This window comes from Asticcacaulis biprosthecium C19 (assembly GCF_000204015.1).
Lineage (GTDB): Bacteria > Pseudomonadota > Alphaproteobacteria > Caulobacterales > Caulobacteraceae > Asticcacaulis > Asticcacaulis biprosthecius.
In genome coordinates, this window is the sequence record NZ_GL883080.1 from 724789 (window position 1) to 749194 (window position 24406).

The 24406-nt window shown below is 61.7% G+C and carries 21 protein-coding genes; 13 read left to right on the forward strand and 8 right to left on the reverse strand.

Features of this window, described 5'->3' with window-relative positions; genetic code table 11:
* Positions 1–13: 13 nt before the first annotated feature.
* The 3 genes from ABI_RS21720 to ABI_RS21730 form a co-directional block, all read right to left on the reverse strand.
* Positions 14–1150 (reverse strand): acetate/propionate family kinase, encoded by a 1137-nt coding sequence (locus ABI_RS21720; RefSeq protein ID WP_006275227.1) that lies wholly within the window; start codon positions 1148–1150, stop codon positions 14–16.
* On the reverse strand, positions 1147–2088 hold the full coding sequence (locus tag ABI_RS21725) for a bifunctional enoyl-CoA hydratase/phosphate acetyltransferase (RefSeq protein ID WP_006275228.1): 942 nt from the start codon (positions 2086–2088) through the stop codon (positions 1147–1149). The genes ABI_RS21720 and ABI_RS21725 overlap by 4 nt, the downstream gene beginning before the upstream one ends.
* A gap of 70 nt (positions 2089–2158) precedes the next feature.
* Positions 2159–4681, reverse strand: coding sequence for a cation-translocating P-type ATPase (locus ABI_RS21730; protein WP_040309836.1), 2523 nt, complete (start codon positions 4679–4681; stop codon positions 2159–2161).
* Between the two features lie 272 nt (positions 4682–4953).
* Between ABI_RS21730 and ABI_RS21735 the strand changes: the two genes are divergently transcribed.
* From ABI_RS21735 to ABI_RS24000, 10 genes are all read left to right on the forward strand, one after another.
* Positions 4954–5610: a sulfite exporter TauE/SafE family protein gene (locus tag ABI_RS21735; RefSeq protein ID WP_157139048.1), complete on the forward strand. Its 657-nt coding sequence runs from the start codon at positions 4954–4956 to the stop codon at positions 5608–5610.
* 18 nt (positions 5611–5628) lie between these two features.
* Complete coding sequence (gene ccoN / locus ABI_RS21740; protein ID WP_006275231.1) at positions 5629–7110, forward strand: cytochrome-c oxidase, cbb3-type subunit I; 1482 nt, start codon at positions 5629–5631, stop codon at positions 7108–7110.
* A gap of 9 nt (positions 7111–7119) precedes the next feature.
* A complete protein-coding gene (gene ccoO / locus ABI_RS21745) occupies positions 7120–7878 on the forward strand; it encodes a cytochrome-c oxidase, cbb3-type subunit II (protein ID WP_006275232.1) in 759 nt (252 codons plus the stop codon).
* A complete protein-coding gene (locus ABI_RS24650; RefSeq protein WP_006275233.1) occupies positions 7875–8024 on the forward strand; it encodes a cbb3-type cytochrome c oxidase subunit 3 in 150 nt (49 codons plus the stop codon). Before ccoO ends, ABI_RS24650 begins: the two co-directional genes overlap by 4 nt.
* Entirely contained in the window at positions 8017–8907 is an 891-nt protein-coding gene (gene ccoP, locus ABI_RS21750; protein WP_006275234.1) for a cytochrome-c oxidase, cbb3-type subunit III, read from the forward strand. Before ABI_RS24650 ends, ccoP begins: the two co-directional genes overlap by 8 nt.
* 80 nt (positions 8908–8987) lie before the next feature.
* On the forward strand, positions 8988–10400 hold the full coding sequence (ccoG, locus tag ABI_RS21755) for a cytochrome c oxidase accessory protein CcoG (protein ID WP_006275235.1): 1413 nt from the start codon (positions 8988–8990) through the stop codon (positions 10398–10400).
* Complete coding sequence (locus ABI_RS21760) at positions 10375–10878, forward strand: FixH family protein (protein WP_006275236.1); 504 nt, start codon at positions 10375–10377, stop codon at positions 10876–10878. The genes ccoG and ABI_RS21760 overlap by 26 nt, the downstream gene beginning before the upstream one ends.
* Before the next feature lies 1 nt (position 10879).
* Positions 10880–11029 (forward strand): cbb3-type cytochrome oxidase assembly protein CcoS, encoded by a 150-nt coding sequence (gene ccoS / locus ABI_RS21765; RefSeq protein ID WP_006275237.1) that lies wholly within the window; start codon positions 10880–10882, stop codon positions 11027–11029.
* The gene (locus tag ABI_RS21770; RefSeq protein WP_006275238.1) at positions 11026–13203 is read left to right on the forward strand and encodes a heavy metal translocating P-type ATPase; all 2178 of its coding nucleotides are present in this window, start codon (positions 11026–11028) and stop codon (positions 13201–13203) included. Before ccoS ends, ABI_RS21770 begins: the two co-directional genes overlap by 4 nt.
* Before the next feature lie 57 nt (positions 13204–13260).
* Positions 13261–14148: a universal stress protein gene (locus ABI_RS24000; protein WP_006275239.1), complete on the forward strand. Its 888-nt coding sequence runs from the start codon at positions 13261–13263 to the stop codon at positions 14146–14148.
* Between the two features lie 215 nt (positions 14149–14363).
* Here the strand turns inward: ABI_RS24000 and ABI_RS21780 are convergent, their stop codons facing one another.
* From ABI_RS21780 to ABI_RS21795, 4 genes are all read right to left on the reverse strand, one after another.
* The gene (locus tag ABI_RS21780; protein ID WP_006275240.1) at positions 14364–15023 is read right to left on the reverse strand and encodes a helix-turn-helix domain-containing protein; all 660 of its coding nucleotides are present in this window, start codon (positions 15021–15023) and stop codon (positions 14364–14366) included.
* A 91-nt stretch (positions 15024–15114) separates the two neighbouring features.
* The gene (locus ABI_RS21785; RefSeq protein WP_157139049.1) at positions 15115–15453 is read right to left on the reverse strand and encodes a hypothetical protein; all 339 of its coding nucleotides are present in this window, start codon (positions 15451–15453) and stop codon (positions 15115–15117) included.
* A gap of 45 nt (positions 15454–15498) precedes the next feature.
* On the reverse strand, positions 15499–16113 hold the full coding sequence (gene fixJ, locus ABI_RS21790) for a response regulator FixJ (RefSeq protein ID WP_006275242.1): 615 nt from the start codon (positions 16111–16113) through the stop codon (positions 15499–15501).
* Positions 16113–17609, reverse strand: a complete 1497-nt coding sequence (locus ABI_RS21795; RefSeq protein ID WP_006275243.1) for a PAS domain-containing sensor histidine kinase — start codon at positions 17607–17609, stop codon at positions 16113–16115. The genes fixJ and ABI_RS21795 overlap by 1 nt, the downstream gene beginning before the upstream one ends.
* 557 nt (positions 17610–18166) lie before the next feature.
* On the opposite strand from ABI_RS21795, the gene ABI_RS21800 reads away from it, so the two are divergent.
* Positions 18167–19918, forward strand: a complete 1752-nt coding sequence (locus ABI_RS21800) for a CocE/NonD family hydrolase (protein ID WP_006275244.1) — start codon at positions 18167–18169, stop codon at positions 19916–19918.
* 42 nt (positions 19919–19960) lie between these two features.
* Here the strand turns inward: ABI_RS21800 and ABI_RS21805 are convergent, their stop codons facing one another.
* On the reverse strand, positions 19961–20737 hold the full coding sequence (locus ABI_RS21805) for a FadR/GntR family transcriptional regulator (RefSeq protein ID WP_006275245.1): 777 nt from the start codon (positions 20735–20737) through the stop codon (positions 19961–19963).
* Positions 20738–21434: 697 nt separating this feature from the next.
* Here ABI_RS21805 and ABI_RS21810 point away from each other — a divergent pair.
* Positions 21435–22697 (forward strand): MFS transporter, encoded by a 1263-nt coding sequence (locus ABI_RS21810; RefSeq protein WP_040309837.1) that lies wholly within the window; start codon positions 21435–21437, stop codon positions 22695–22697.
* Positions 22687–24345: a glycoside hydrolase family 43 protein gene (locus ABI_RS21815; RefSeq protein ID WP_006275247.1), complete on the forward strand. Its 1659-nt coding sequence runs from the start codon at positions 22687–22689 to the stop codon at positions 24343–24345. Before ABI_RS21810 ends, ABI_RS21815 begins: the two co-directional genes overlap by 11 nt.
* The last annotated feature ends 61 nt before the right edge of the window (positions 24346–24406 follow it).

Consider the following 24406-nt stretch of genomic DNA (forward strand, 5'->3'; position numbering starts at 1 on the left):
TTTATGCGCTTTTTCACACGCAGGATGATTGATCCGGATCAAGGCGAAGTGACCGGCCTGAGAGCTGCGGGGCGACGTCGAGGGCCATTGCGCGCTCCTCGTCCGCTGGTATGACCAGGGTCCGAAACGGCGGCAGCCAGGCCAGCGCGGCGAGAATCCGCTCCCGCACCGGTGTCGCATTCTCGCCAATGCCGCCGGTGAACACCAGGCCGTCGAGCCCGCCCAGGCTGACCGCCATGGCGGCGATCTGCTGCGCCGTCTTGCGCGCGAAGTAGTCGAGAGCGAAGATAGCATCGGGTGACGAGCTTTCCAGCAGGTCCCTGACGTCGTTGCTAATGCCGGAAAGGCCTTTCAAACCGGAGTCCTGATACAGGAGACGTTCGACATCATCGAGGCTGAGCCCCAGTTCGCGCTGCATGTAGAGAACGGCTCCGGGATCGAGCGCGCCGCACCGGGTGCCCATCGGCAGGCCGTCCAGCGCGGTCAGGCCCATGGTCGTGTCGACGCTGCGGCCGTTCGCCATGGCGCACAGGCTGGCGCCGTTACCGAGGTGGGCGACGACGACACGGCCGCCATGGAGTTCCGGATGGTCAATGGCCAGCCTTCGTGCAATCCAGGCGTAGGACAAGCCATGAAAGCCGTAGCGGCGGACCCCTTTGTCCCGGATATGGGCCGGAAGAGCGAACGCGGTGGCCACGCGTTCTCGATGTGCGTGAAAGGCGGTGTCGAAACAGCCGAACTGCGCGAGGCCGGGATGCGATTCGGCCAGGGCATCGACCGCGGCCAGATTATGCGGCTGGTGCAGCGGCGCCAGAGGGATCAGGGTTTTCAAGACATCGAGAGTCGATGGATCGAGCTGCACGCATTGGTCAAGGTTTGGGCCACCGTGAACGATGCGATGGGCAGCGGCAGAGATATGGCAGCCGGCATGACCTTCCAGCCATTCCAGCATGAAGGCCACGGCATCGGGCATGTCCATGTCACGGCTCAGGGGGCGGTCATCCGTTTCGCCGGCCAGGCGCAGGGCTGGATTTCCACCGATACCCGTGATCTTGCCACCGCCCAGGACCGGCAGACCGTCCTGAAGACCGAACAATCGGAATTTCAGGCTGGATGAGCCGGCGTTGAGGGTGAGCAGGGCATCGCTCACTTGATCCGTCCCTGCCGCCGCGCGGCGGCCAGATACACGGCGCAGACGCATGACATCAGCCGCGTTGCCTGCGAATCGGCGCGGCTGGTCAGGATGATGGGCACCCGGGCGCCCAGCACAATGCCGGCCGCCTGGGCACCACCCAGATAGATCAGTTGCTTGGCCAGGGCGTTGCCGGTTTCGATATTGGGAACCAGGACGATGTCGGCGTCGCCGGCGACCTCCGACACGATGCCCTTGTCCGCAGCCGCCTCGCGGCTGATGATATTGTCATAGGCCAGCGGCCCGTCGATGATGGCGCCGGTAATCTGACCGCGGTCGGACATCTTGCACAGTGCTGCGGCATCCAGCGTCGACGGCATGTCTGCCGTGACGGTTTCCACCGCCGCCAGTACCGCCAGTTTCGGCGGCCGGTCCTCACCGAACAGGCTGCGCCACAGGGCGATGGCATTGCGGCAGATATCGGCCTTTGCCGCCAGGTCGGGCGTTATGTTGACGGCAGCGTCAGTGATGATCAGGGGTTTGGGATAGGTCGGTACATCCAACAGGTAGGCATGACTGATCCGGCGTTCGGTGCGCAGGCCTGAACCTGCGGCTACCACGGGCCGCAGCAGTTCGTCGCTGTGCAGGGCGCCCTTCATCAGGGCGTCTACCCGTCCGCTTGCCGCCAGCCCGACGGCCGTTTCCGCGGCGGCGTGGCTGTGCTCGGTATCGATGATTTCCCAGCGCGATATGTCGACAGCGCCAGCCGCGTCCCGGATGCGGGCCGCGGGGCCAATCAGGACCGGCTCGATCAACCCGTGCGAAGCTGCGTCCGCCGCTGCTTCAATCGCATCGCTGCTAACGGGATGGACGATGGCCACCCTGAGCCGCGGCAGGGTTTTGGCGCCGTCGAGAAGGCCGGCATAGGGGTGCTGTATCAAAATCTCATCTGGCATGGGGCAGGCATGGCACAGTGCGGCCCGGCGCGAATTGAGGTGTATCAAATCCCGTCGGCCTTGGGGAAGTTTATACCGGCCGGGATTTTCCGGGCAGGGCGCGGCGCAAGATAACCTTCGTCGCCTCCAACGCGACCAGGGCAACTCCCGCCAGCACGGCGGCAATCGCCAGATGGCTCAGGCCCAGCTTGCCGAAGTTCAGAGCATTGCGCGCCCAGGGCCACAGGAAGGCCAGGCTCAGGCCAGCCGTGACGGCGACAACGACGGCGGCCAGCATGGGATTCGGCCGCCGCAGCGCGGTCAGGATGGAGGCGCTGAACGACCGGTTGATCAGCGTCAGGCTGACCACGGCCAGGACCAGCGTAAGAAAAGCCGTTCCGCGCATGACGGTTTCGCCGGCGTCTTTCAGGATCAGGACGGGCGAAGCTACGAGAACGAACAGAATGGCGCCTTGAAAGACGCTCCACAGCAAGAGGGGCAGGGACAGGAGTGGGGCATCCGTGGCGGCCGGCGGTCGTTGCATGATGTCCTTTTCTTCGGGCTCATTCTCGAAGACCAGGGAACAGATAGGGTCGATCACCATTTCGAGCAGGGCGATGTGGACAGGGCCCAGAAGAATTGGGAGGCCAAAGATCAGAGGAAGCAGAGCCAGGCCGGCAATGGGGACATGGACGGCGACGATGAAACACATGGCCTTGCGCAGATTGTCGTGGATCCGGCGACCCAGGCGGATGGCCGTAACGATGGAACCGAAGTCGTCGTCCAGCAGCACAAGCGACGATGCTTCGCGCGCGACGTCGGTGCCACGGCCGCCCATGGCAATCCCGATGTGGGCGGTTTTCAGAGAGGGAGCGTCGTTCACGCCATCGCCGGTCATGGCCACGACCTCGCCCTGGCGCTTGAGCGCCTCGACGATGCGCAATTTTTGCTCTGGCGCTATGCGTGCAAAAATATTTGTGGCCCTTACGCACGCTGCCAGCGCCTCGTCATCCATCGCGCGCAGGACGTCTCCGGTCATGACGGCATTGCCGTTCAACCCGGCCTGTTGCGCTATGGCTCTGGCGGTGACGGGATAGTCGCCGGTGATCATGATCACCCGGATCCCCGCCCGCCCGGCTTCGGCGACGGCCTCCGCAACGCCCGCGCGCAACGGATCGGCCAGACCAACCAGGCCCATGAAGACCAGAGGCAGATCACGGTGTGACGGCGGCAGGTCGCCGCTCTCCAGGGTGGCGCTGGCGACGGCAAGGACGCGCAGCCCCTCGGCGGCCATTTCGTCGGCCTGGTTCAACAAGTGTCTCCGCGTCGCGGCGTCCAGACGGCACAATTCGGCGACGGCTTCCGGCGCCCCCTTGGTGGCGGCAACGAGCGAACCGTTGGTGGTCTGCCACACCTGGGTCATGGCCAGCAGATCGGGACGCAGGCCATAGGCGCGGAGCAGTTGCCAGTCCTCAACGGTGTTGTCATCGGTCACGGCCCCCAGACTGTGGCCCAGGGTATGAAAAGCCAGCTCCATCGGGTCGTAGGGCTCGCGATCGCTGGCCATCAAACCCATCAGCGCGAGGCGGGACATTTCCTGAGAGGGGGGTGTACCGGCGCCGGCCGCAGTCCAGCCTTCGCCGCTCGGTACCTGCATGCGGGCGACGGCCATACGGTTTTCGGTCAGGGTTCCGGTCTTGTCCGTGCACAGAACTGTGGCGGTTCCAAGAGTTTCGATCGTCGCGGCCCTCCGCGTCAGTACACGGGCACGGGAGATGCGCCATGCGCCCATGGCGATGAAAACCGTCAGAACAACGGGAAATTCTTCCGGCAGCATGGCCATGGCCAGGGCGATCCCGGCGAGAATTCCTTGCAGCCAGTCGTTGCGCAGAAAGCCATACAGGATAACCATCGTCAGACAGATCGCGCCGGCGCCGGTCGCGAAAAGGCGCACCAGCCGGCGCGTCTCTGCCAGAAGACGTGGCGGTTCTTCGGTGAGAGTGTTCAAGGTCGAGCCGATCCGGCCGATCCGGCTGGAAATGCCAGTCGCTGTCACGATGGCCAGGCCGGTGCCCCGTACCACCAGCGTGCCGGAATAGATGTCGGGAGTACCGACGGTCTTGTAGACCGGCACGGATTCGCCAGTCAGAAGCGATTCATCGACCTTCAGATCATGACTTTCGAAGAGATCGGCGTCCGCCGGTATCCGGCTGCCTTCCTCGACGACGATAAGGTCTCCCGGCACAACTTCGCGTCCGGCGATAATCTTGCGGACACCACCACGAATAACCAGAGCGCGAGGGCTGGTCAGGTCACGCAGGGCCGCCAGGACATGTTCGGTGCGGAACTCTTGTGTCACGGTGATAGCCATGGACAGACCGGCAAATATCAGCAGGATCAGAGCTTCGCCGGTATCGCCGAGCAACAGGTAGAGCAGTCCCGCCGCAAGCAAAAGCATCATCATCGGCTCACGGGCGACGGTGAGCACGATGCTGAGAAAAGCGCGCTTTTCCTTACTCGGCAGTTCGTTGAAGCCGTGCGTAGCGAGGCGTGCCGTCACCTCGGCGTCATCGAGTCCCGTCCGTAGAACGGGCGTGGGCGGTTTGGCGTTCATGGGTGGCCTCTGACTGGGGCCTTCGCCCCGGATTTCGACGACAGTTATGCCGTGTAAGCCGAAGGCGATCGAAGGTCATTGACCGGAGTCAATATGAAACAATAGCGGCGTGACGGCAAATTTGATCGTGATCAAATACCCACCCGGCGTTCCGTGCGACGGAAAGGTCGAATACGAAGCCGCCGAGTCGGGTGGCTGATTTGCCGGCGGCCTTTAAAGTGAATCTCCTGAGTTGGTTATATGATTGCGGATCGATCCTCGCGGCGGCAAATGTGCCGCTGGTCCTGGGTCTGTTCCTCGCCGGCCTGGCCGGGAGCCTGACTCACTGCACCACCATGTGCTCGACCTTTGTTCTTGGGCAGTCGGAAGCCATGACCGGCCGGGGTGTCATCGCCCAACTCCTGTTGCCCTACCATGCGGGACGGCTTGTGACCTATGCTGCACTTGGCGCTGCGGTTGGGTTTGGCTTTCACCTCGTCAGCGTTTCGCCGGCTTTCATCGTTATCCGCCATTTCCTTCTGACCCTGGTCGGCCTGACCTTCCTCGCAGTCTTTGCCGAACGCGCCCTGGTCCGGCTCGGGGTGACGCTGCCGTTAGTGCCCGTCTGGAAGCCGAAGTGCGCCGTTGGCGCGATGCGTCGCATTCGTACGACGCGCGGCCCGTTGGCGCGCTTCGGCCTCGGTGCCGCGTTGGGATTTTTGCCGTGTCCGATGGTTTTTGCCGCACTGATGGTCGTCGCCGCCAAGGCTGACCTGATCGGCGGCGCCATGGCCATGGCCGCTTTCGCCGCTGGCACCATGCCTGTCCTGATGGGACTGGGTGTGGCCGGCTTTCGTTTTCTCAACCAGCGTCCGCGCACCCGCCAGGCCCTTACCCTGGCGGCGCTCGGCGTCAACGGCGCGGTTTTGCTGACCCTTGCGTTCGGCTGAATCTTCAGGAGCCCTCACATGTCCACCGTCCAGCCCACAGCCGGAACAGATTTCCCGGCGCCGGTCGCGGCCGCGCCGCCACGCTACGACGAAACCATCCTCAAATACTTCACCATTGCCGCCATGTTCTGGGCGATCGCCGGATTTGCCGTCGGTGTCCTTCTGGCGTTGCAGATGGCCTTTCCGGCGTTCAATCTTGAGCCGTACCTGACGTTTGGCCGGGTGCGGCCGCTGCACACCTCAGCGGTTATTTTCGCCTTCGGCGGCAACATCCTGTTTGCCACCTCTTACCATGTGGTCCAGCGGACCTGTCAGACGCGGCTTTTCAGTACAAAAATGGCCTGGTTCCACTTCTGGGGTTACCAAGCCTTTATCCTGATGGCTGGGCTGGGCTACCTGTTCGGCGTTACGCAGGGCAAAGAATATGCCGAGCCGGAATGGTATGCCGATCTGTGGCTGACCGTCGTTTGGGTGGTCTATCTGGTGAATTACCTGATGACCCTGACGCGCCGTAAGGAAAAGCATATCTATGTCGCCAACTGGTTCTTTCTGAGCTTTATCGTCACCGTTGCCATCCTGCATCTGTGCAACAATGTCAGCCTGCCGGTGTCGTTCGTTGGGGTAAAGAGCTACTCGCTGTGGGCGGGCGTCCAGTCGGCACTGATCCAGTGGTGGTACGGCCACAATGCCGTGGGTTTCTTCCTGACCGCCGGTTTCCTGGGGATGATGTACTATTATGTCCCGAAACAGGCCGATCGTCCCGTCTATTCCTACCGCCTGTCGATCATCCACTTCTGGTCGCTGATCTTCATCTATATCTGGGCCGGGCCGCACCACCTGCTGTACACATCTCTGCCCGACTGGGCCCAGACCCTGGGCATGACCTTCTCGATCATGCTGTGGATGCCGTCGTGGGGCGGAATGATCAACGGCGTGATGACCCTGTCGGGCGCCTGGCACAAGCTGCGCGATGATCCCATCCTGCAGTTCATGATCATCGCCCTGGCCTTCTATGGCATGTCGACCTTCGAAGGTCCGCTGATGTCGATCAAGACGGTCAATGCCTTGTCGCACTACACCAACTGGACCGTTGGCCACGTGCATGCCGGAGCCTTGGGTTGGGTCGCTTACATCTCGTTCGGTGCCATCTATTACCTGGTGCCGCACCTGTGGAAGAAACCGGCCATGTTCTCCAAGGGCCTGATCTCCGTCCACCTGTGGATATCGACCGTCGGCATCGTGCTCTACATCACCTCGATGTGGGTCGCCGGCATCATGCAGGGCCTGATGTGGCGCGCCTATGATGAGATGGGCTTCCTGACCTATTCCTTCGTCGAAGTCGTCCAGGCCATGCATCCCTATTACATCATCCGCGCCCTTGGCGGCCTGCTGTTCCTCACCGGCGGACTGATCATGGTCTGGAACATCTGGCGCACCATCAACGAACCAAAGCCCCGCGTCGCACGCCCTGCCAAACCGACCCTGGCAGCGGCGGAATAGGAGGCCACAATGTTAGAATCGCACAAAAAACTCGAACGAAACTCGATCTGGCTGCTGATCTTCACGGTCGTCGCCGTCTCTATCGGCGGCCTGGTCGAGATCGTGCCCCTGTTTCGCATGCAGACCACGATCGAGCCGGTGAAGGGCATGCGTCCTCTCACTCCGCTGGAACTGGCCGGGCAGGACATCTACATCCGCGAAGGCTGTAACACCTGCCATTCGCAGCAGATCCGCCCGTTGCGCGACGAAGTGCAGCGTTACGGCCATTACAGCCTGGCGGCTGAGAGCATGTACGACCACCCCTTCGTTTGGGGTTCGGAGCGCACCGGGCCTGACCTGGCGCGGGTTGGCGGCAAATACTCCAACACCTGGCACCTGGAACACCTGAAGGACCCGCGCGCCGTCGTGCCGGAATCGATCATGCCGCGCTACAGCTTCCTGGCCAGCCGGCAGGTTCGCACCTGGGATGCCGGCGACAAGATGAAAGCGCTGGCGGCTGTCGGCGTACCCTATACCAAGGACCACATTTCTAACGCGGCCTTGGATCTGCAAATCCAGACCATGCCCGATGAAGACCCGACCGGCTTGCAGGAACGCTATGGCGCCAAGGTCGTGCCGCAGGACTTCGGTAGCGGCGACCCGGGCGCACCCACCGAAGCCGACGCCCTGATCGCCTACCTGCAGCAACTGGGCACCCATGTCGACTTTACGACCTACGACCCCGACTACGAACTGAAGCAGCAGCCGGAAAAGGAACGCGCGAAATGAGTCAATCGGATATCGCCCTCGCTGTCCTGGTGATCTTCACCGCCAGCTTCTGCGGCATCTGCGCCTGGGCGCTGTGGCCGGCAAACCGCGAACGCCTGAAAAGCTACGGGCTCATTCCCCTGAATGAGGACAAGAACCATGACTAAGGATCACAAGGGAGAAGGCAATCCGTCCGGTCCCGAGGTTGACGAAGTATCCGGCATCCAGACGACCGGCCACGAATGGGATGGTCTGCGGGAACTCGACAATCCGGCGCCGCGCTGGTGGTTGATTGTGTGGATGGTGTCGATCGTCTTCGCCGTTGGCTATTGGGTCATTTATCCGGCCTGGCCGACCTTGGGCGGTCACACCAAGGGGCTGTTTGGCTGGACGCAGTTCGAAAAGCTGAAAGTTGAGCAGGGCGAAATTTTTGCCCGTCAGCGCGAACATCGCCGCAAGTTCCATGCGGCCTCATTCGAGCAGGTCAATCAGGACCCGGCTCTGTTCGAATTCGCCCGAGCCGGCGGCGCGGTGGTTTTCAAGGAAAATTGCGTCGCCTGCCATGGCGCCGGCGGAGAAGGCCGCAAGGGCTATCCCAACCTGAACGACGATGACTGGCTGTTCGGCGGCGCGGTCGGGGATATCTATCGCACCATCCAGGTCGGGTCGCGCTCGACCCATGTCGATACCCATGCGGCGATGATGCCAGCCTTTGGCGCCATGCTGAAACCTCAGGAGATTGACGATCTGGCGACCTATGTTGGCAGCATGAATGCGAGCCAGCCGCCGTCAGTGGCCTGGACCAACGGCAGGGTGTTGTTTGAAACCAATTGCGTCTCATGTCATGGCGCAATGGGTGAAGGTAACCGTGCGCTGGGCGCCCCGCAATTGAACGACGCCATCTGGCTGTACGGCGGTGATCACGACACCCTGGTGCAATCCATCACCAAGTCGCGGGCGGGGGTCATGCCGGCGTGGGAGCAACGCCTGAGCGTTGACGACCAGCGGATGGTGGCCGTCTACGTCCATTCCCTGGGCGGCGGCGAATAGCGCGGTTTGATCCGGATCAAGGCAGCAAGGTCAGGGGCGGCGTACGTCTCCTGACCTGACGTCTCGAGTAACTGTATCCCATGGCCCAATTGTTTGAAAAGGCGGAGAAGATCTATCCCCGTCGTGTCTCCGGCACTTTCCGCAACCTCAAATGGGCCGCGATGATCGTGTTGTTGGGCATCTACTACGGTGCCCCCTGGCTACGTTACGATCGTGGACCGCATGTCCCCAACCAGGCCATTTTCGTCGACCTGGCCGGTCAGCGGGGTTATTTCTTTGGCATCGAGATCTGGCCTCAGGAGGTCTATCTCCTGGTCGGACTCCTGATCCTGGCGGCGATCGGCCTGTTCTTCGCGACCTCGCTGCTTGGCCGCGCCTGGTGCGGCTACGCCTGTCCGCAAACCGTCTGGACAGACCTGTTCGTCTGGGTCGAGCGCTTCGTCCAGGGCGATCGCAACGCCCGCAAACGGCTGGACGACGGTCCATGGACGCTGGAGAAGATCGGGAAAAAGACCCTGACTCACGCCATCTGGCTGGTCATTGGTGCCCTGACCGGCGGCGCCTGGGTTTTCTATTTCAATGACGCCCCGACCTTGGCGGAAGGCCTTGTTCACCTCGACCTGCCGGCGTCCGTTTGGTCGTGGATCGTCGCGCTGACCCTGTCGACCTATTTCATGGCCGGTTTTGCGCGCGAAAACATCTGCAAATATGTTTGCCCCTATGCGCGGTTCCAGTCGGCCATGTTCGACCGCGACACCCTTATCATCTCCTACGCCCACGAGCGCGGTGAGCCCCGCGGCAAGCACAAGCGCGGCGACAGCTGGGAGGGGCGGGGACACTGCATCGATTGCGATTCCTGCGTCGTCGTCTGTCCCATGGGCATCGATATCCGCAATGGACTGCAGTTTGACTGCATCTCGTGCGGCCTGTGTATCGACGCCTGCAACACCGTTATGGAAAAGGTCATGCTGCCGCGCGGCCTGATCCACTACGATACGGAAAACAATCAGGAACAGCGCTTCGGCGCCCTGCGTGCCGGCCAACTGCCGCCCAAGGGGCGCATGCGCTGGATTCGGCCGCGCACGGTATTTTACGCTGCGATCATGTCGTTGGTCGGCGCCCTGATGCTGGGGGCCATCCTGTTGCGCAGCGAGACCGACGTGAATGTCATTCATAATCGCTCACCGCAGTACGTCCGACTGTCCAGTGGCGATATTCGCAACAACTACCAGCTCAAGGTGCTCAACAAGACGCATTTTGACCGCAGCTATGACATTGCCGTCGATGGCCTTCGTCCGAAAAATATTGAAATGCTGGCCGCCGGCGACGTCAAGGTGTCGGCCATGGCGGTTCCGGCCAACACGGTCGGTGAATTTCGTGTGCAAGTGATAACCGCTCCGGTGGGCGCCGGTCGCACACCGGTGACCTTCCGCCTCATCGACCGCAGCACTGGAAAGGTGGCCAAACATGCCAGCTATTTCGTCCAACCCTGACCAGACACAGGCGCAGATCGACCGCCGCCGGGGCCGCTTCGTGCCGTGGATTATCGTCGCCTTCTATGTTGCCTTCATGTCCGGCTTCATGGCCTTCGTTGTCATCGCCTTCCACAATCCGCCCAATGAATATACCGCCGAGGCCTACGCCAAGGGGTTGGCCTACAATGAAACCCTCGCCAAGGCCGATGCCCAGGCGAAACTGGGGTGGCGTACCCAAGCCGTCTACAGCAAGGGGCACTTGGATGTTGCCTTGTCAGACAGTGAAGGCCGTCCGTTGGACGGCGCCCGCGTCCGCGCCTGGTTCGTCCATCCGAGCGTGAAGGCCCATGACCGCGCTTTCGACCTCCGCCCCGATGGCGCGGGTCGCTATAGTGTGGCGGCGGACCTGCCGGTAGAGGCCGTTTGGAAGGTGCATGTCACAGCCGAACAGGGCGGGCGCCAGTTCCAATCCATGATCATCGTCGAAGGACGCTAGTGTGGCCGTTTTCCTCATCCTGATTCCCATGGCCTTCTTGCTCGGCATTGCCGGGCTGGCGGCCCTGCTGTGGGCGCTGAACAGCGGTCAGTATGAGGACCTGGAAGGGCAGGCCGCGCGAATCCTCAAGCCCGACGAGGACGAAGCATGAACCTCGCCACAGACTTCAGCTGTTTTACCCATGAGGAAGACGGCCGGCGGTCCCTGTATATGCAGATCGAAGGCATGCGTTGCGCCACCTGTGCCTGGAAAATCGAGCAGGCGCTGACGGCGCATGCGGGCGTTGAGGCGCGCGTCAACTTCTCGACCCAACGCCTGCGCGTCACCTGGCCCGATACCGCTCCAGGGCACGCCGCCAACGATTTCGCCGGCGAAATCGAAGCCCTTGGCTTCCATGTGGCGCCGTTCGATCCGGACAGCCGTGCAGCGGCAGCGAAGGCCGAGGAAAGGGAACTCCTGACCTGCCTGGCGGTCGCGGCCTTCGCCACCGCCGCTATCATGTTGTTTGCGGACGCCCTGTGGTTCGCCCGCGATCTTGAAGGGCCGTCGCGCGACCTGATGCACTGGCTGATGGGTCTGATCGCTATGCCGGCGACTCTGTATTGCGGCCGGCCCTTTTTCCGATCGGCCCTGGGCGCCTTGCGTCACGGCCGTACCAATATGGACGTGCCGATCTCTCTGGCCGTGATCCTGGCCAATGCCCTGTCGCTGTTCGAGACCGTTCGCCATGGCCAGTACGTTTATTTCGATGCCTCGGTCATGCTGCTGTTTTTCCTGCTGATCGGCCGCTATCTCGACCTCAAGGCGCGCGGAAAGGCACGTGAAGCCGCCCAGGGCTTGCTCGCGATGCTGGAGGGCACGGCGCGGGTGATCAGAAACGGCCGCTCCGAAGCCCTGCGCATCCGCGACATCCGGCCCGGTGACACGCTGATTGTTGCAGCAGGAGAGAAGATCGCCGCCGATGGCGTTGTCGTTTCGGGGACTTCGGACATCGATACGCGGCTGGTTACGGGAGAGACCCTTCCGCGCCCGGCAACGGTCGGGGACCGGCTTTATGCCGGCATGATCAATCAGTCGGCGCCCTTGCAGGTCGAGGTGGCCGCGGCGGCCGACAACAGCCTTCTGTCCGAGATCGTTGCCTTGATGGAGAAGGCGGAACAGTCGCAAAGCGCCTATGTCCGGTTCGCTGATCGTGTCGCGGCCCTTTATGCGCCGGTCGTACACGTCCTGGCCCTGGCCACCTTCGTGGGCTGGGTTGTCTGGGGATATGTCGCCGGGCCCGCCGTGGCATGGGAAGAGGCCTTGCTGAAGGCGATGGCCGTTCTGATCATTACCTGTCCGTGCGCGCTGGGGCTCGCGGTTCCCGTTGTGCATGTGCTGGCCTCGTCGCACCTATTCGCCCGTGGGGTCCTTGTAAAATCGGGCAAGGGCCTGGAGGTCCTGGCAGGCGTTGACACAGTCGTCTTCGACAAGACCGGCACCCTTACGCGCGGTGCACCGCAATGGCTGAACCCCCATGTCCTGCCGGAAAAGGATCGCCGCCTGGCCGTAGCGATGGCGGCACACAGCCAACATCCCCTGTCGCAGGCGGTCGCCAGTGCCGACTATGTCGGAAGCCTCCCGGACATGACTGTGACGGACCATCCGGGCCAGGGTCTTGACGCTGTGTGTAATGGGGAAAGTCTGCGCCTGGGCAGCGGCGCGTGGCTCGGCGTCCCCGATAGTGGCAGCAGCCAGTTGGAACTGTGGTTTCGCCGGGGGCAGCAGCCGGCCATACGCCTGGCCTTCGCCGATGTCGAACGCAGCGATGCGGCCGACACCATCTCGCTTTTGAAACGCAGGGGCTTTCGCGTTCTCATGCTATCGGGTGACCGTCCTGCCGTGGCCGACGCCCTGGGCGTCCGCCTCGGTATCGACGAAGTTCGGGCCGGGCTGTCGCCGGTCGACAAGGTCGCGGCTATTGACACGCTGCAAGGCGAGGGCCGCAAGGTGTTAATGGTAGGCGACGGCCTGAACGACGCCGCTGCCCTGTCAGCAGCACAGGTGTCGATGTCACCGTCGAGCGGCATGGACATCACCCAAAATGCGGCCGATTTCGTCTATCGCGGCGAGGGCCTGATGTCGGTGGTAACCGCCATCGACATCGCCCGTCTGACCCGCGTTCTCGTCGCCCAGAACTTCGCTCTCTCGCTGGTCTACAACCTGGTCGCCGTGCCCGCGGCGATTTTTGGGTTTGTCACGCCGCTGATTGCAGCCATCGCCATGTCGAGCTCGTCCTTGGTCGTCGTCGCCAATTCTCTTCGCCTGAAGCTTTTTAAGGATTGATCCGGGTCAAGGCGTCGCCGGCAGATACCGTCATGCTCGGCCATAGGAGTTTCCCCTATGTCCGCCGTGTCGCCAAAACTGCGTCTTCATCTGTTCGGAGGCCACGCCCACGAACTCAATGCCCTGAGCCTTGCCCTGGCCATGGCGCGTCACGATGGTGCACACCTGCGTATCCTGCACATCGCCGAAACCCCTTTCCTGCCAGAGATTTCCGGCCTGGGGGCATATGGCGCCGGCGCTGAGGCGAATCTGCACGAGCCGGACCACGTCCAGTTGGCGCAGGACGCTGCTGCCTATGTCCGTGCCTACTGCTTGCACGAAAAGGTCCCCTTGTTGCGACCTGGCGACTCGCCCGTAGCCGGTCAGGCCAGCGCCGAATTCCGCAATGTGAGTGGGACGCCTGCCACGGTTGTGATGCAGCAAGCCCTGTCCTGCGACCTCGTGGTCAGCGACTGGAACCATCAGCCGGACGAAGATCTGTCGACAACACGTTCCGTGCTGTTTGGGGCGCGTCGCCCCATCATGCTCCTGCCGCGCCAGCCGCACCATCCCTTGTCCGTCTCGGGCGTAACCCGCGTTTTCGCCTTCGCCTGGGATGGTAGCCGTACCGCGGCGCAGGCCCTGCGTGCAGCCGTACCGTCGATGCAAAACGCCAGCGAGGTCTACATCCTTCATGCCATGACGGGCAGGGCGGCCTTGGATACGGTGGCGGCCGCAGATGTTTTGGCCTATCTGCGCAGCCACGGCATTTCGGCGACCTTTGTCCAGTGCGATCGGGGGGGCCGATCCGTGGGCCAGACCATCGTCGCGGAAGCCGAGGCGCGAAGCGTTGGCCTCCTGGCGCTGGGCGCCTACAGTCGAGGCCATCTCGCCGAACGGGTCTTCGGCGGTGTCACCCGGCATGTCCTGCGCCACGCCCGCCTGCCGTTGCTATTGGCGCACTGATCCTCAGTCCTAAGGATCATGCCTTTCGGATAGGGCGCATTGTAACACATGCCTGGATCAGCGACGCAAGTCTGAGGTCGGGTTGAACGAAAAAAACCGGCCGCTCCCGGGGGAAGGAACGGCCGGCGGATCCCCGTCAAACCACTTGGGGTGTGACGGGTCGGCCCGTCCGGCGCTCGAAGGTCAGGTATACGCCGGGTGGGTTTGCGTAAGCGTCAGGCGGTCAGATCTTCCAACGCGTCCCAGCGCAGGACCTGCAATTCGCGGGACGAGGTCAGGCGCAGAATTCGGGCTTCTTTCAGGCGTGTAAGGACGCGCGATACGGTTTCGATGGTCAGGCCCAGATAGTCGGCAATATCCGTGCGCGACATCGGCAGGTTGATCTGCGCCCGTCCGGTTTGCTCGCCATGGGTACCCTGGCGGTCGGCCATTTCTAACAGGAAGGCGGCGACACGGCCGGCGGCATCGTTCCGGCCGACGGTCAGCAGGTGATCGTGAGCATGGCCCAGGGACTGCATGGCCAGACGGTAGAGTTCACGCGACAGGTCGGCGTCTGAACTGGGCCGTATGGTGCGCAGACCGGTGGTGGTCACGGCATCCGCAAAGACGTGACGCGCAATGCCGGCTTCGAAGCCGAAGACGTCGCCGACCATATGGAAGGCGCAGATTTGACGGCGACCGTCGGCCAAAAGTCGGTAGACGCGAACCACCCCGAAGGCGACCTGATAGAGCGTGCCGGCCCGGTCGCCCTGGGCATAGATTTCACTTCCCGCCGAAAAGGTCGCCACCGGACCGTTCAGCGCCGGCAGATGGGCGACGTCGCCATCGCGGGGGGAAAGCGGGCGGGCCTGGGTGAGGGGGCTGGCGTCGAACATGTTGTCGTCTCCGAAACTACCCCGAGAAGGTGATCGGAAATTTGGCCGCGCGCTATTCGGTTATGTCCCTACGTACTCGCCCTACGGGATTCTACGTAGTCAGGGCCTGCTTCAGGGCATCAAGCAGGGAGTGGTCGAGCAGAGGCTTGCGGACCAGTGTCACGGACGGGGGCAGGCCGGACATGTCGGGATGGCTGGCAAGGACGACAGCGCGACGCTTCAGGGCGCCCAAACGCACGTCACCGGCGGATTTGCGATCAAGCGCCGAGTGGTCGATAACGACGGCATCGTAGGCCTGAGACGGTTCTTGCGGCGGCCACGCCGTGGCGGTCGCCACCCCGTAACCTTCCGCGGTCAGCATGAAGGCGAGGGAATGCAGCAGGGTCGCATCGGGTGCGACAACAAGTACATGTGAAAGCGGAGTGGCCATGGCGCCGAAATTACAGGCCCGAAAAGATGCCTGCATTGACTCCGGTCAAATCGGCTTTTTCGCCATTGTCAGCGTCATACGGACCAGTTCGGGCAGGCTTTTCGCCTGCATCTTGGTCATGATATTGGCCCGATGCACCTCAACCGTACGCGGACTTATCTGCAGGTCGTAGGCGATGGTCTTGTTGGGCAGGCCGGCGACGATCCCCGTCAAGATTTCGCGCTCGCGCGTTGTCAGTTGGCCCATGCGAAGCTGGATGGCCGCAGTATCGGGACCCTGGTCGCCGCGCGCATCGGCAGAGGCATTGGCGCGTTCGATGGCGGCGATCAGCACCGCGTCCTCGAACGGCTTTTCGATAAAGTCGATGGCGCCCGCCTTCATCGCCGCGACGGCCATCGGGACGTCGCCGTGACCTGTGATGACAATGGCCGGAACGTGCAGGCCTTTGGCAGACAAGGCTTCCAGCAATTCGACGCCGTTCATCTCCGGCATCCGCAGGTCGGTGACCAGGCAGGCGCCGGCTGTGTCGCCAATCGCATTTAGAAAGGCAGGACCGCCGTCGTGAGCACGTACCGCATAGCCCGCGCTCATCAGCAGGAAGGCAAGTGAAGCGCGCACCGGCGCTTCGTCGTCGACAATATGTACGATACGGTCGCTCATCATGACTCCTCAGCTTCGGTCATCAGGGGCAGGGTAAAGCGGAAGGTGGCCCCGCCATCGCTATTGCGGCGGACCTCGATCGTGCCGTCATGGGCTTCGATGATTCGCTTTGAAATAGCGAGGCCAATACCCATACCTCCGGGTTTGCTGGTGACAAAGGGTTGAAACAGTTGCGCCGCTACGTCTTCGGCAATGCCAGGACCGGTGTCGGCCACCTCGACCGCTACCATGTCCGGGCTCGCATCCAACGTGGTAAGGGTCAATTCGCGGCGTTCTGAAGTCCGCATGGCCTCCCCGGCATTGCGGATAAGGTTGATTAGCACCTGCTGAATCTGGACCCGGTCGATCAGCACCTGATCGGCTATAGCCTGATAGCCGAACACTGTCTTGATGCCTTTTTCCTTTGACCCTGCGAGGGCCAGGGCGGCAGCTTCCTCAATAATGGAGCGCAGGCTGTCCGGTCGCATCTCGGTCGTTCCATGGGTCGCCGATTGACGCAGGTGGTGAATGATCTTCCCGGCGCGCAGGGCTTGTTTGGCTGTTTCTTCCAGCGCAAAGCGGACAGTGCTTGCCGGCTCTGTCTCGACATCTTTCAGCAACCGGACACTGCCCTGGACATAGTTGGCGATGGCCGAAAGGGGCTGGTTCAATTCGTGGGCGAGGGTTGAAGCCATTTCGCCCAGTTCGTTAAGCCGCGACAGTCGCGCCAGTTCGCCGTGCAATTGTTCGAGTTGCGCCGTCGTGTCCTGGCGTTCTGTCAGGTCGCGGATGAAGCCGGTAAAATAGACCTGGCCACCGGATCTGAATTCGCCGACCGCCAGCATGATGGGAAAGGTTGAACCATCTGCGCGTTGGGCTGCGACCACGCGCCCCTTGCCTATGATGCGTTTCTCGCCGGTCGTCATATAGCGATGCATATAGGCGTCATGCTCGCCCTCGTAAGGTTGCGGCATGAGCATCTTTATATTTTTGCCAAGGACATCGACTTCGCTGTAACCGAACTGGTTTTCCGCGGCAGCGTTGAAGGAAATGATCAGACCACGGTGATCGATGACAATAGCGGCATCCGGGCTTGTCCGCAGTATGGCGCGGATCTGGGCCTCACGATCGCCCAAGTTCTGTTCAGCAGCAACGGTGCGACGACGGCTGCTGTGGACGAGTTCCAGCATACCGGCGATCAGACCGCCGGCCACCACATAGACCAGAATCAGACTGAGCGTGTCAGCCAGACCCGCCTGTGGTGCGGCAAATACAAGTGCGATCACCAGGGAAAGGCCGGCAGCGAGTAGTCCTGGCCAAAGCCCCCCCATGACGGCGCTGAGCAAAATCGCCGGGACCATTATGGCGAACGCCAGTCGACCGCCAATGAGCGGATCGAGAATACTGCGCAGACCCAGGGCAAGCGCGCTGCAACCAACAGCGAGCGCATAGGCCGGCCAGCCTGTGTACCGCCCTTCCAGCACATCCTGGTAAATCCGCTGCCAGCGGCCCTGCATCTGGGTCAAAACTCCACCTGATGGGTTCGCTCAGCCGATGGCTTTTGATCGGTATGGGTTCTGGTGATGATCAATGCGCGCCGGTGTTCGCTTGCCGGGAACCTGTCCATTGCCATTGCACCCTTCCGATTTCGATCGTAATCTGGAGTTCCGGATCTAAAACCGATTCAATCTCACTTCATGATACGTATGGACGGCTTTATCAAGGACACTTGGTGGGAGAACACAGGACCTTGTGTCGCACGGAATGGCAAGCCGGCGATAAGGTCAACGAACTTTGCGCCATTCCTGCTGAATTTGGCAGCTTTCGCTGGGTATGCGGTAACCGACGCATCCATTGACGTTGTACGTCAGCGCCACGTCCAGACGCCAGGATGCGTCGTTTTGATGATCATCTCAATACAAAATAGATATGAGCAATACTAAATAATGTGCATATTTAATATGCCGCATGTAAGAAGGTTGGGTCGCAATGAAAACCCAAGGCATTCGCCAGGCCCTGGAGCGAAATCCGATAACGGTTGCGACACATTTTTGAGATGAGGGGATGACCAGTGATGTACCGCCGCAAAACCTTCCTGACGCTGCTCGCGGGCCTGGCCGGCCTGTGTGTGCTGGTTTTCACTGCCTTCGCCGCCAAGGCCGACACGGCTTCTGCGGCGGACTATGTCCGTCAGTCACTCTACGTCCCGGTGCGCGACGGTACGCGCCTCGCCGTCAATATCTATCGACCGGCGGTCGATGGCCAGGCCATGACCGCAAAGCACCCGGTTGTGTTCGTGTTCACGCCGTATCGCGCCCGCTTTCGTAACGACAAGGGTGAGGTGGTCGAGACCGCATTGAACGACCAGCTTGCCTTGCAGTCCCTGGTCCGCGCAGGCTACGTCGTCGCTGTCGCCGATATTCGCGGCAAGGGCGCCTCCTTCGGCCATCGCCGTGGCTTCCAGGATCGTACCGAAGCCTATGACGGCTACGATCTGGTGGAATGGCTGGCGCGCCAGACCTACACGACCGGCGCTGTCGGCATGATCGGCTGCTCCTACTACGGCGGCACGACCTTCCACACGGCATCGACAGCGCCGCCGTCTTTGAAAGCTGTCTTCATCGGCGCCTCCGACCTCGATAAGTACAATTTCGTCCGCGCTGGCGGCATCACCGCCCAGTTCAACACCCGCCCGGATGAACCGCTGTCGGTCGATCTGGCCAGCCTGCCGGTCGATGCCGATCCCGACGGCAATCTGCTGCGCCAGGCGGTCGCACAGCACGCGCAGAACACCCCCATGGGGCCGCTGTGGTATGGGATGCCAAACCGTGACAGCATGTCTGCCTATACCGGCAATGCCTATTGGGAAGAGGTTGGCGTCTATAACTATCTTGACGCCATCCGAAAGGCGGGCATCGCCACCTATTTCTGGAGCAATTGGCAGGACGAGCCGACGGCCCAGACCCTGTTGGGCGCCAAAAACCTCGGCGGAAAGTTCCTGGGCGGACCAGGCAGTCATTGCGTGCCGCCGCCAGGATTCGACTTTACCGGCGAAATCACCCGCTATTTCGACCACTATCTCAAAGGTATCGACAACGGCATCGAGCGCGAACCACGCGCCACCTACTGGGTCGAGGGCCTGGACGGCAGGGGAGGCTATGTCCGTTCGGATCAATTGCCGGGCGTCCGGTCGCAAACCCTGTCCTGGTTCCTCACGGGTGACCGCAGCGGAACGGCGCAATCGGCGAACGATGGCGGCATGGCTGCCAAAGCGGCCGCGGCCGGAAAGGATACCTTCACCGTTGACTATGACCTGCCGCCGCCGGAATATTTCGCCTTCTGGCCCCAGCCGATGGACAAGCACGGGCTGAGCTACACCAGCCCGGCCATGGAATCGCCGCTAACCCTGATCGGTTCTCCGGTCGCTCATCTGGCTGTGACCGCCAGCCATCCAGAGGCGGACATTTTCGTTTACCTCGATCAGGTGGCGGCTGACGGCTCGGCCGAGGTTGTCGCCTTCGGTCGGCTCAAAATCAGCCATCGCAAGCTGTCGCCACCGCCCTATGACAATTTCGGCCTGCCGTGGCATTCCGGGCGCTCGGCCGATATTCTGCCCCTGGCTGAAGGGGAAGTGGTCCAGATGTCGATTGCCCTGACGCCCGTCTCTCGCGTCGTGCCCGCCGGCGCGCGGCTGCGGTTGACCGTCACCGGCGCCGATCCACGGCAACGGAACCTCAAGGACATCAAGCTCGAACCCGCCCCCCGCATCACTGTCCTGTTGGGCGGCGCGGAAGCCTCACGCCTCGACCTGCCACATGCCCAGTAAAAACCAGCGCCCATCCGTCGGGCAGTCAGTCGGGAACTGGGATCAGGATTCCGCGTCTCGCCTTTTGACAATGTCCTTTTGAGCATGGCGGATGAGCGATTCCATACACCAGCGCGCCTCAGCGGCATCGCCATGGGCAATGGCGTCATAGACCGCTCGGTGGGCGGCGACCGGGTCCAGCCCCAGCACGTCGTGCTCGATCTTGTAGCGTGTCGAGAGGGCTACCGACACGCCGATCGAGGCGTTCAGCGATGTCAATTGGTCGTTGTCCGCTGCCGCCAAAAGCGCGGCGTGAAAATCCTTGTCAGCCTGCTGTCCTGTCTCTGTGAGCAGGGTGTCACGGTCCATGATCTCGAGCGCCCGGAACATCGCAGTCAGATGCGAGGCCTTGCGCCTCACAGCCGCGAGAGCCGCGGCCGCCGGCTCGATAATTAGCCGCAACTCGAACAGGTTGCGCACCAGCCGGTCGTCGGGTTCGCTTGAGAACATCCAGCCGATCACGTCTGGATCCAACAAATTCCACGAGCTCTTCTCGGTAACGCAGGTGCCACGTTTGGGGCGCGGCTCTATCAGACCCTTTGAGGTCAGAATCCGCATGGCTTCCCGAACGGCCGTTCGAGAGATGCCCAGGGAAATCGACATATCCAGTTCCGTCGGCAGGACATCGCCGGGTAGTCGGTGGCCTGAGATAATCTCGGTGGCCAGCTTCTCCGACAACAGGTCGTGGAGACGCGACGAGGGGCGGCCTGGCGCCAGTGGACCTCCGCCGGCTGCGTTGTCCCAGGTAACGACCTGCCGCCGTTTTGGCATTTTGCTCATAAGGGGCCGTGCAAAATCAAATATACATCTCCGATACTTCGTGCGACCCGAGCCTTTGCCGTTCCTCGCACGCAGATCCATAGGGTTATCGTTAGTGCCATACCCACGCCGGAATGCAAAGCATTCCATGAAGAGGCGGTTGCCGCCATCCGCAAACGACTCATGCCGCACAGGATTCGTCTATTCGATTATATAAGCAGACTAAATATTTCGTTTAGGTGGGTAAAATTCAGGCGGCCATGCTTGCGCCTCATCGAGTCCTACCGCGAGATGGAAGTCGGAAAGGCTAATTTATACGATATTTATCAATGTAATGAAAAGGGTTGCGTAGGTTTTTGAAGCGGTGCGCTAAGAATTTCTATTGACGAATATGCGCACTCTGACCCATGATACAATCAGACCTAATTGCGCTTGGCGCGACGGCTGGCGGCCCTGCCAATCGTACTCGCTCCGTGCGACAGTCTTAAAAACAAGCCGCGAAGACTTGGGGCTTTCGGCCCCTTGCCGACCCTGAGCCTTCGCCCCGGACCAAAACCGACCGGAATCTGCCCCCGAGACTCACCGCCGTTTCTACCACGTCGGCGTCCGGTTCAAAGACTGAGTTTCTGCATCCTTGATGTGTGTGTTCTTCCTCTGGCCCCCCTTTTTTTCCGTAAAGGAGGGCGTTCTTTTCCTTTGAGGTCCGCAAGGTTTTTTTATGGTGCGATTTAACAGCGGTGGCGTGAGGTGGGGCATCATTGCCTTGCTGACAGTCGGCACCATACTCAACTATCTGACGCGTAGTACGCTCAGCGTTGCGGCGCCGACGCTCATGACCACCATGAACATGAGCGAAAAGGACTATGGCTTCATTACGGGTGTTTTCCAGTTCGGCATCATGCTGCAGCCCATCGCCGGCTTTGTCCTTGATGTCGTGAAGCTCAAGATGGGTATGTTTCTGTTCGCCCTGGCCTGGGGCGTGATCACCATGTTGCATGCTCTGGCGGGTAACTGGCAGACGCTGGCCTGGTTGCGGGGATTCCAGGGTTTCGCCGAGGGCACGGCCCAGCCGGGCGGTCTCAAGGTCGTTTCCGAATGGTTTCCGGCCAAGGAACGCGGATTCGCCAGCGGTCTCTACAATATCGGCGCATCGGTTGGTTCCATGCTGGCGCCGCCTTTGGTAGCGTTTGCCATCCTTTACTACAACTGGCAGGCGGCGTTTGTGTTTACCGGCGCCTTGGGCGTTCTGTGGGCGATACTGTGGTTCTTCACTTATCGCTCACCGCAAGACCACAAGGCGCTGAAAGATAAGGAGAAGAGCTACATTCTGGACGGGCAGGAAAAGCATCTTGCCGCGACCGGAGAGCGGCCGTCCATGCTCAAGATATTGAAACAGCGGAACTTTTGGGGCATCGCGATTCCGCGCTTTCTGGCCGATCCGACCTGGAGCACACTGGTGTTCTGGATGCCGCTGTACCTGGCCACGGTGAGAGGGTTCGACCTGAAACAGATCGCCCTGTTCGGGTGGCTGCCATTCGTCGCTGCGGACATTGGATGCCTGTTCGGGCCGTTCCTCGTTGCGACATTTCAACGATTCGGGATTTCTCTGATTACGGCACGAAAGCTGACCTTCTCGGTCGGCGCGATATTGATGATGGGGGTCGTTTTTGTCGGCTTCGTGGAGAGCCCTTATGTGGCCATCGCGCTGCTGTGTCTGGGGGCCTTCGCGCACCAGACCCTGTCAGTGACGGTGATCACCATGTCGTCCGATCTGTTCCGGCAGAGCGAGGTCGCCACCGTGGCAGGCATGGCCGGAACGGCGGCCAATCTGGGCGCCCTTCTGTTTTCGGTCGCCATCGGGACTCTGGTTGCAACGACGGGCTACACGCCCTTCTTTTTCATCCTGGGTGGCATAGATCTGTTGGGCGCGCTGCTGTTGTGGTTCCTGGTCAAGCCCATGGAGGCGGCGCGTGATCAGTAATCCTGTGTTGCCGGGCTTCAACCCGGACCCGTCGATCATCCGCGTCGGCAGCGACTATTACATCGCCACTTCGACCTTCGAGTGGTTTCCAGGCGTGCAGATCCATCATTCCACTGACCTCGTCAACTGGCGTCTGGTGTCACGGCCCTTGCGGCGGCCATCGCAACTGGATCTGCGCGGGGTGCCTGACAGTTGCGGCATCTGGGCGCCGTGCCTGAGCCATGCCAAGGGCCGGTTTTATCTCACCTATTCGCTGGTTAGGCGGTATGGACGGACGACCGAATACGGCGCCCAGGGCACATCGCTGCGCGATTTCCACAACTATGTCGTCACGGCCGAGGCGATCGAGGGGGACTGGTCCGATCCCGTCTATCTCAACAGCAGCGGCTTCGATCCATCTCTGTTTCATGATGCCGACGGCAAGAGCTATCTGCTCAACCTGTTGTGGGATCATCGCCGCGGTCATAACCGCTTCGCCGGCATTCTCATGCAGCCGTATGACACCGAACGCGAGATCCTGACCGGGGAACCGAAGCTGATTTTCGAAGGCACTGAGCTGGGTTATACCGAGGGCCCCCACCTCTATCGCCGGGACGGATGGTACTACCTTGTCGTCGCCGAGGGCGGGACGGGATGGGACCATGCCGTCACCCTGGCGCGATCGCGTGCTTTGTATGGGCCGTATGAGGTCTGTCCCTATGGTCCGATCCTGACCAGCCGTGGGCGGCCGGACCTGGCGCTGCAGCGGGCTGGGCATGGCGACCTGGTCGAGGCCGAGGACGGAACGTGGCTGATCGCCTATCTGTGCGCCCGGCCGGTTCCGGGAACGCAACACTGCGTGCTGGGGCGCGAAACGGCTCTGCAGCCAGTTCGGTGGACGCAGGACGGATGGATCGAGCCATCGGATCCTTTGCCTCAGCTTGACCAGGCGGCCGACGCCACGGCCGCCGACGCGCAGGTCTACATGTTTGATGGCGCGTTGCCATCCGACTTCCAGTGGCTGCGTACGCCCTATCCAGAGGCGCTGTTCAGCCTGAGCGCCCGGCCGGGGCATCTGACCCTGTTCGGGTGCGAGTCGATCGGAAGCCTGTTCGAGCAAAGCCTGGTGGGCCGGCGGCAGACATCGTTCTGTTACGAGGCGACGACAGTTGTGGACTTTGAGCCCGAGAGCTTCCAGCAATCAGCAGGGCTGGTCTGCTACTACAATTCGACCAAGTTCCACTACGCCTATATCAGCCTCGACGAGGTCGCCGGGCGGCATCTGTGCGTCATGTCGGCCTTACCGGATCCGGCATGTCCGGAAGCCTTGTCGAGGCTGTATCCGCTTCCCGACGGGCCGGTCGAATTGCGCGTCGTGTCGGATGGCCGGCAACTGCGGTTCAGCTATCGCACGGGCGGAGCGTGGCAGGACCTGGAGGAGGTCTTCGACGCGACCTGTCTGTCAGACGAGGCGACCTTGCCGGGGCATCCGAGTTTCACCGGAACCTTCGTCGGCATGGCCTGCCAGGATACGTCCGGCCGGGCCTGCCCGGCGCACTTCGCCGGGTTCGCCTACACCAACCGGGGGCGGCGACGGAAACGGCGAGCGTGCCACGACGTCGCGGCGTCGCGTGATGGATTGTTGACAATTTTGTCTGCACGGTCTTAGGTTAGCGCTAACACGGGCCAGTCAAAGCGCGCGGAGAGCATCCCGAAAAGTGTGGCGCACT

What these genes read in the sequence shown, in the direction of transcription:
- ccoN (WP_006275231.1), top strand. Translation starts at nt 5,629, where the DNA reads ATGTCCACCGTCCAGCCCACAGCCGGAACAGATTTCCCGGCGCCGGTC.
- ABI_RS21805 (WP_006275245.1), bottom strand. Translation starts at nt 20,737, where the DNA reads ATGAGCAAAATGCCAAAACGGCGGCAGGTCGTTACCTGGGACAACGCA.
- ABI_RS21760 (WP_006275236.1), top strand. Translation starts at nt 10,375, where the DNA reads ATGCCAGCTATTTCGTCCAACCCTGACCAGACACAGGCGCAGATCGAC.
- ABI_RS24000 (WP_006275239.1), top strand. Translation starts at nt 13,261, where the DNA reads ATGTCCGCCGTGTCGCCAAAACTGCGTCTTCATCTGTTCGGAGGCCAC.
- ccoG (WP_006275235.1), top strand. Translation starts at nt 8,988, where the DNA reads ATGGCCCAATTGTTTGAAAAGGCGGAGAAGATCTATCCCCGTCGTGTC.
- ABI_RS24650 (WP_006275233.1), top strand. Translation starts at nt 7,875, where the DNA reads ATGAGTCAATCGGATATCGCCCTCGCTGTCCTGGTGATCTTCACCGCC.
- ABI_RS21800 (WP_006275244.1), top strand. Translation starts at nt 18,167, where the DNA reads ATGTACCGCCGCAAAACCTTCCTGACGCTGCTCGCGGGCCTGGCCGGC.
- ccoP (WP_006275234.1), top strand. Translation starts at nt 8,017, where the DNA reads ATGACTAAGGATCACAAGGGAGAAGGCAATCCGTCCGGTCCCGAGGTT.
- ABI_RS21770 (WP_006275238.1), top strand. Translation starts at nt 11,026, where the DNA reads ATGAACCTCGCCACAGACTTCAGCTGTTTTACCCATGAGGAAGACGGC.
- ABI_RS21730 (WP_040309836.1), bottom strand. Translation starts at nt 4,681, where the DNA reads ATGAACGCCAAACCGCCCACGCCCGTTCTACGGACGGGACTCGATGAC.
- ABI_RS21725 (WP_006275228.1), bottom strand. Translation starts at nt 2,088, where the DNA reads ATGCCAGATGAGATTTTGATACAGCACCCCTATGCCGGCCTTCTCGAC.
- fixJ (WP_006275242.1), bottom strand. Translation starts at nt 16,113, where the DNA reads ATGAGCGACCGTATCGTACATATTGTCGACGACGAAGCGCCGGTGCGC.
- ABI_RS21780 (WP_006275240.1), bottom strand. Translation starts at nt 15,023, where the DNA reads ATGTTCGACGCCAGCCCCCTCACCCAGGCCCGCCCGCTTTCCCCCCGC.
- ABI_RS21785 (WP_157139049.1), bottom strand. Translation starts at nt 15,453, where the DNA reads ATGGCCACTCCGCTTTCACATGTACTTGTTGTCGCACCCGATGCGACC.
- ABI_RS21810 (WP_040309837.1), top strand. Translation starts at nt 21,435, where the DNA reads ATGGTGCGATTTAACAGCGGTGGCGTGAGGTGGGGCATCATTGCCTTG.
- ABI_RS21795 (WP_006275243.1), bottom strand. Translation starts at nt 17,609, where the DNA reads ATGCAGGGCCGCTGGCAGCGGATTTACCAGGATGTGCTGGAAGGGCGG.
- ccoO (WP_006275232.1), top strand. Translation starts at nt 7,120, where the DNA reads ATGTTAGAATCGCACAAAAAACTCGAACGAAACTCGATCTGGCTGCTG.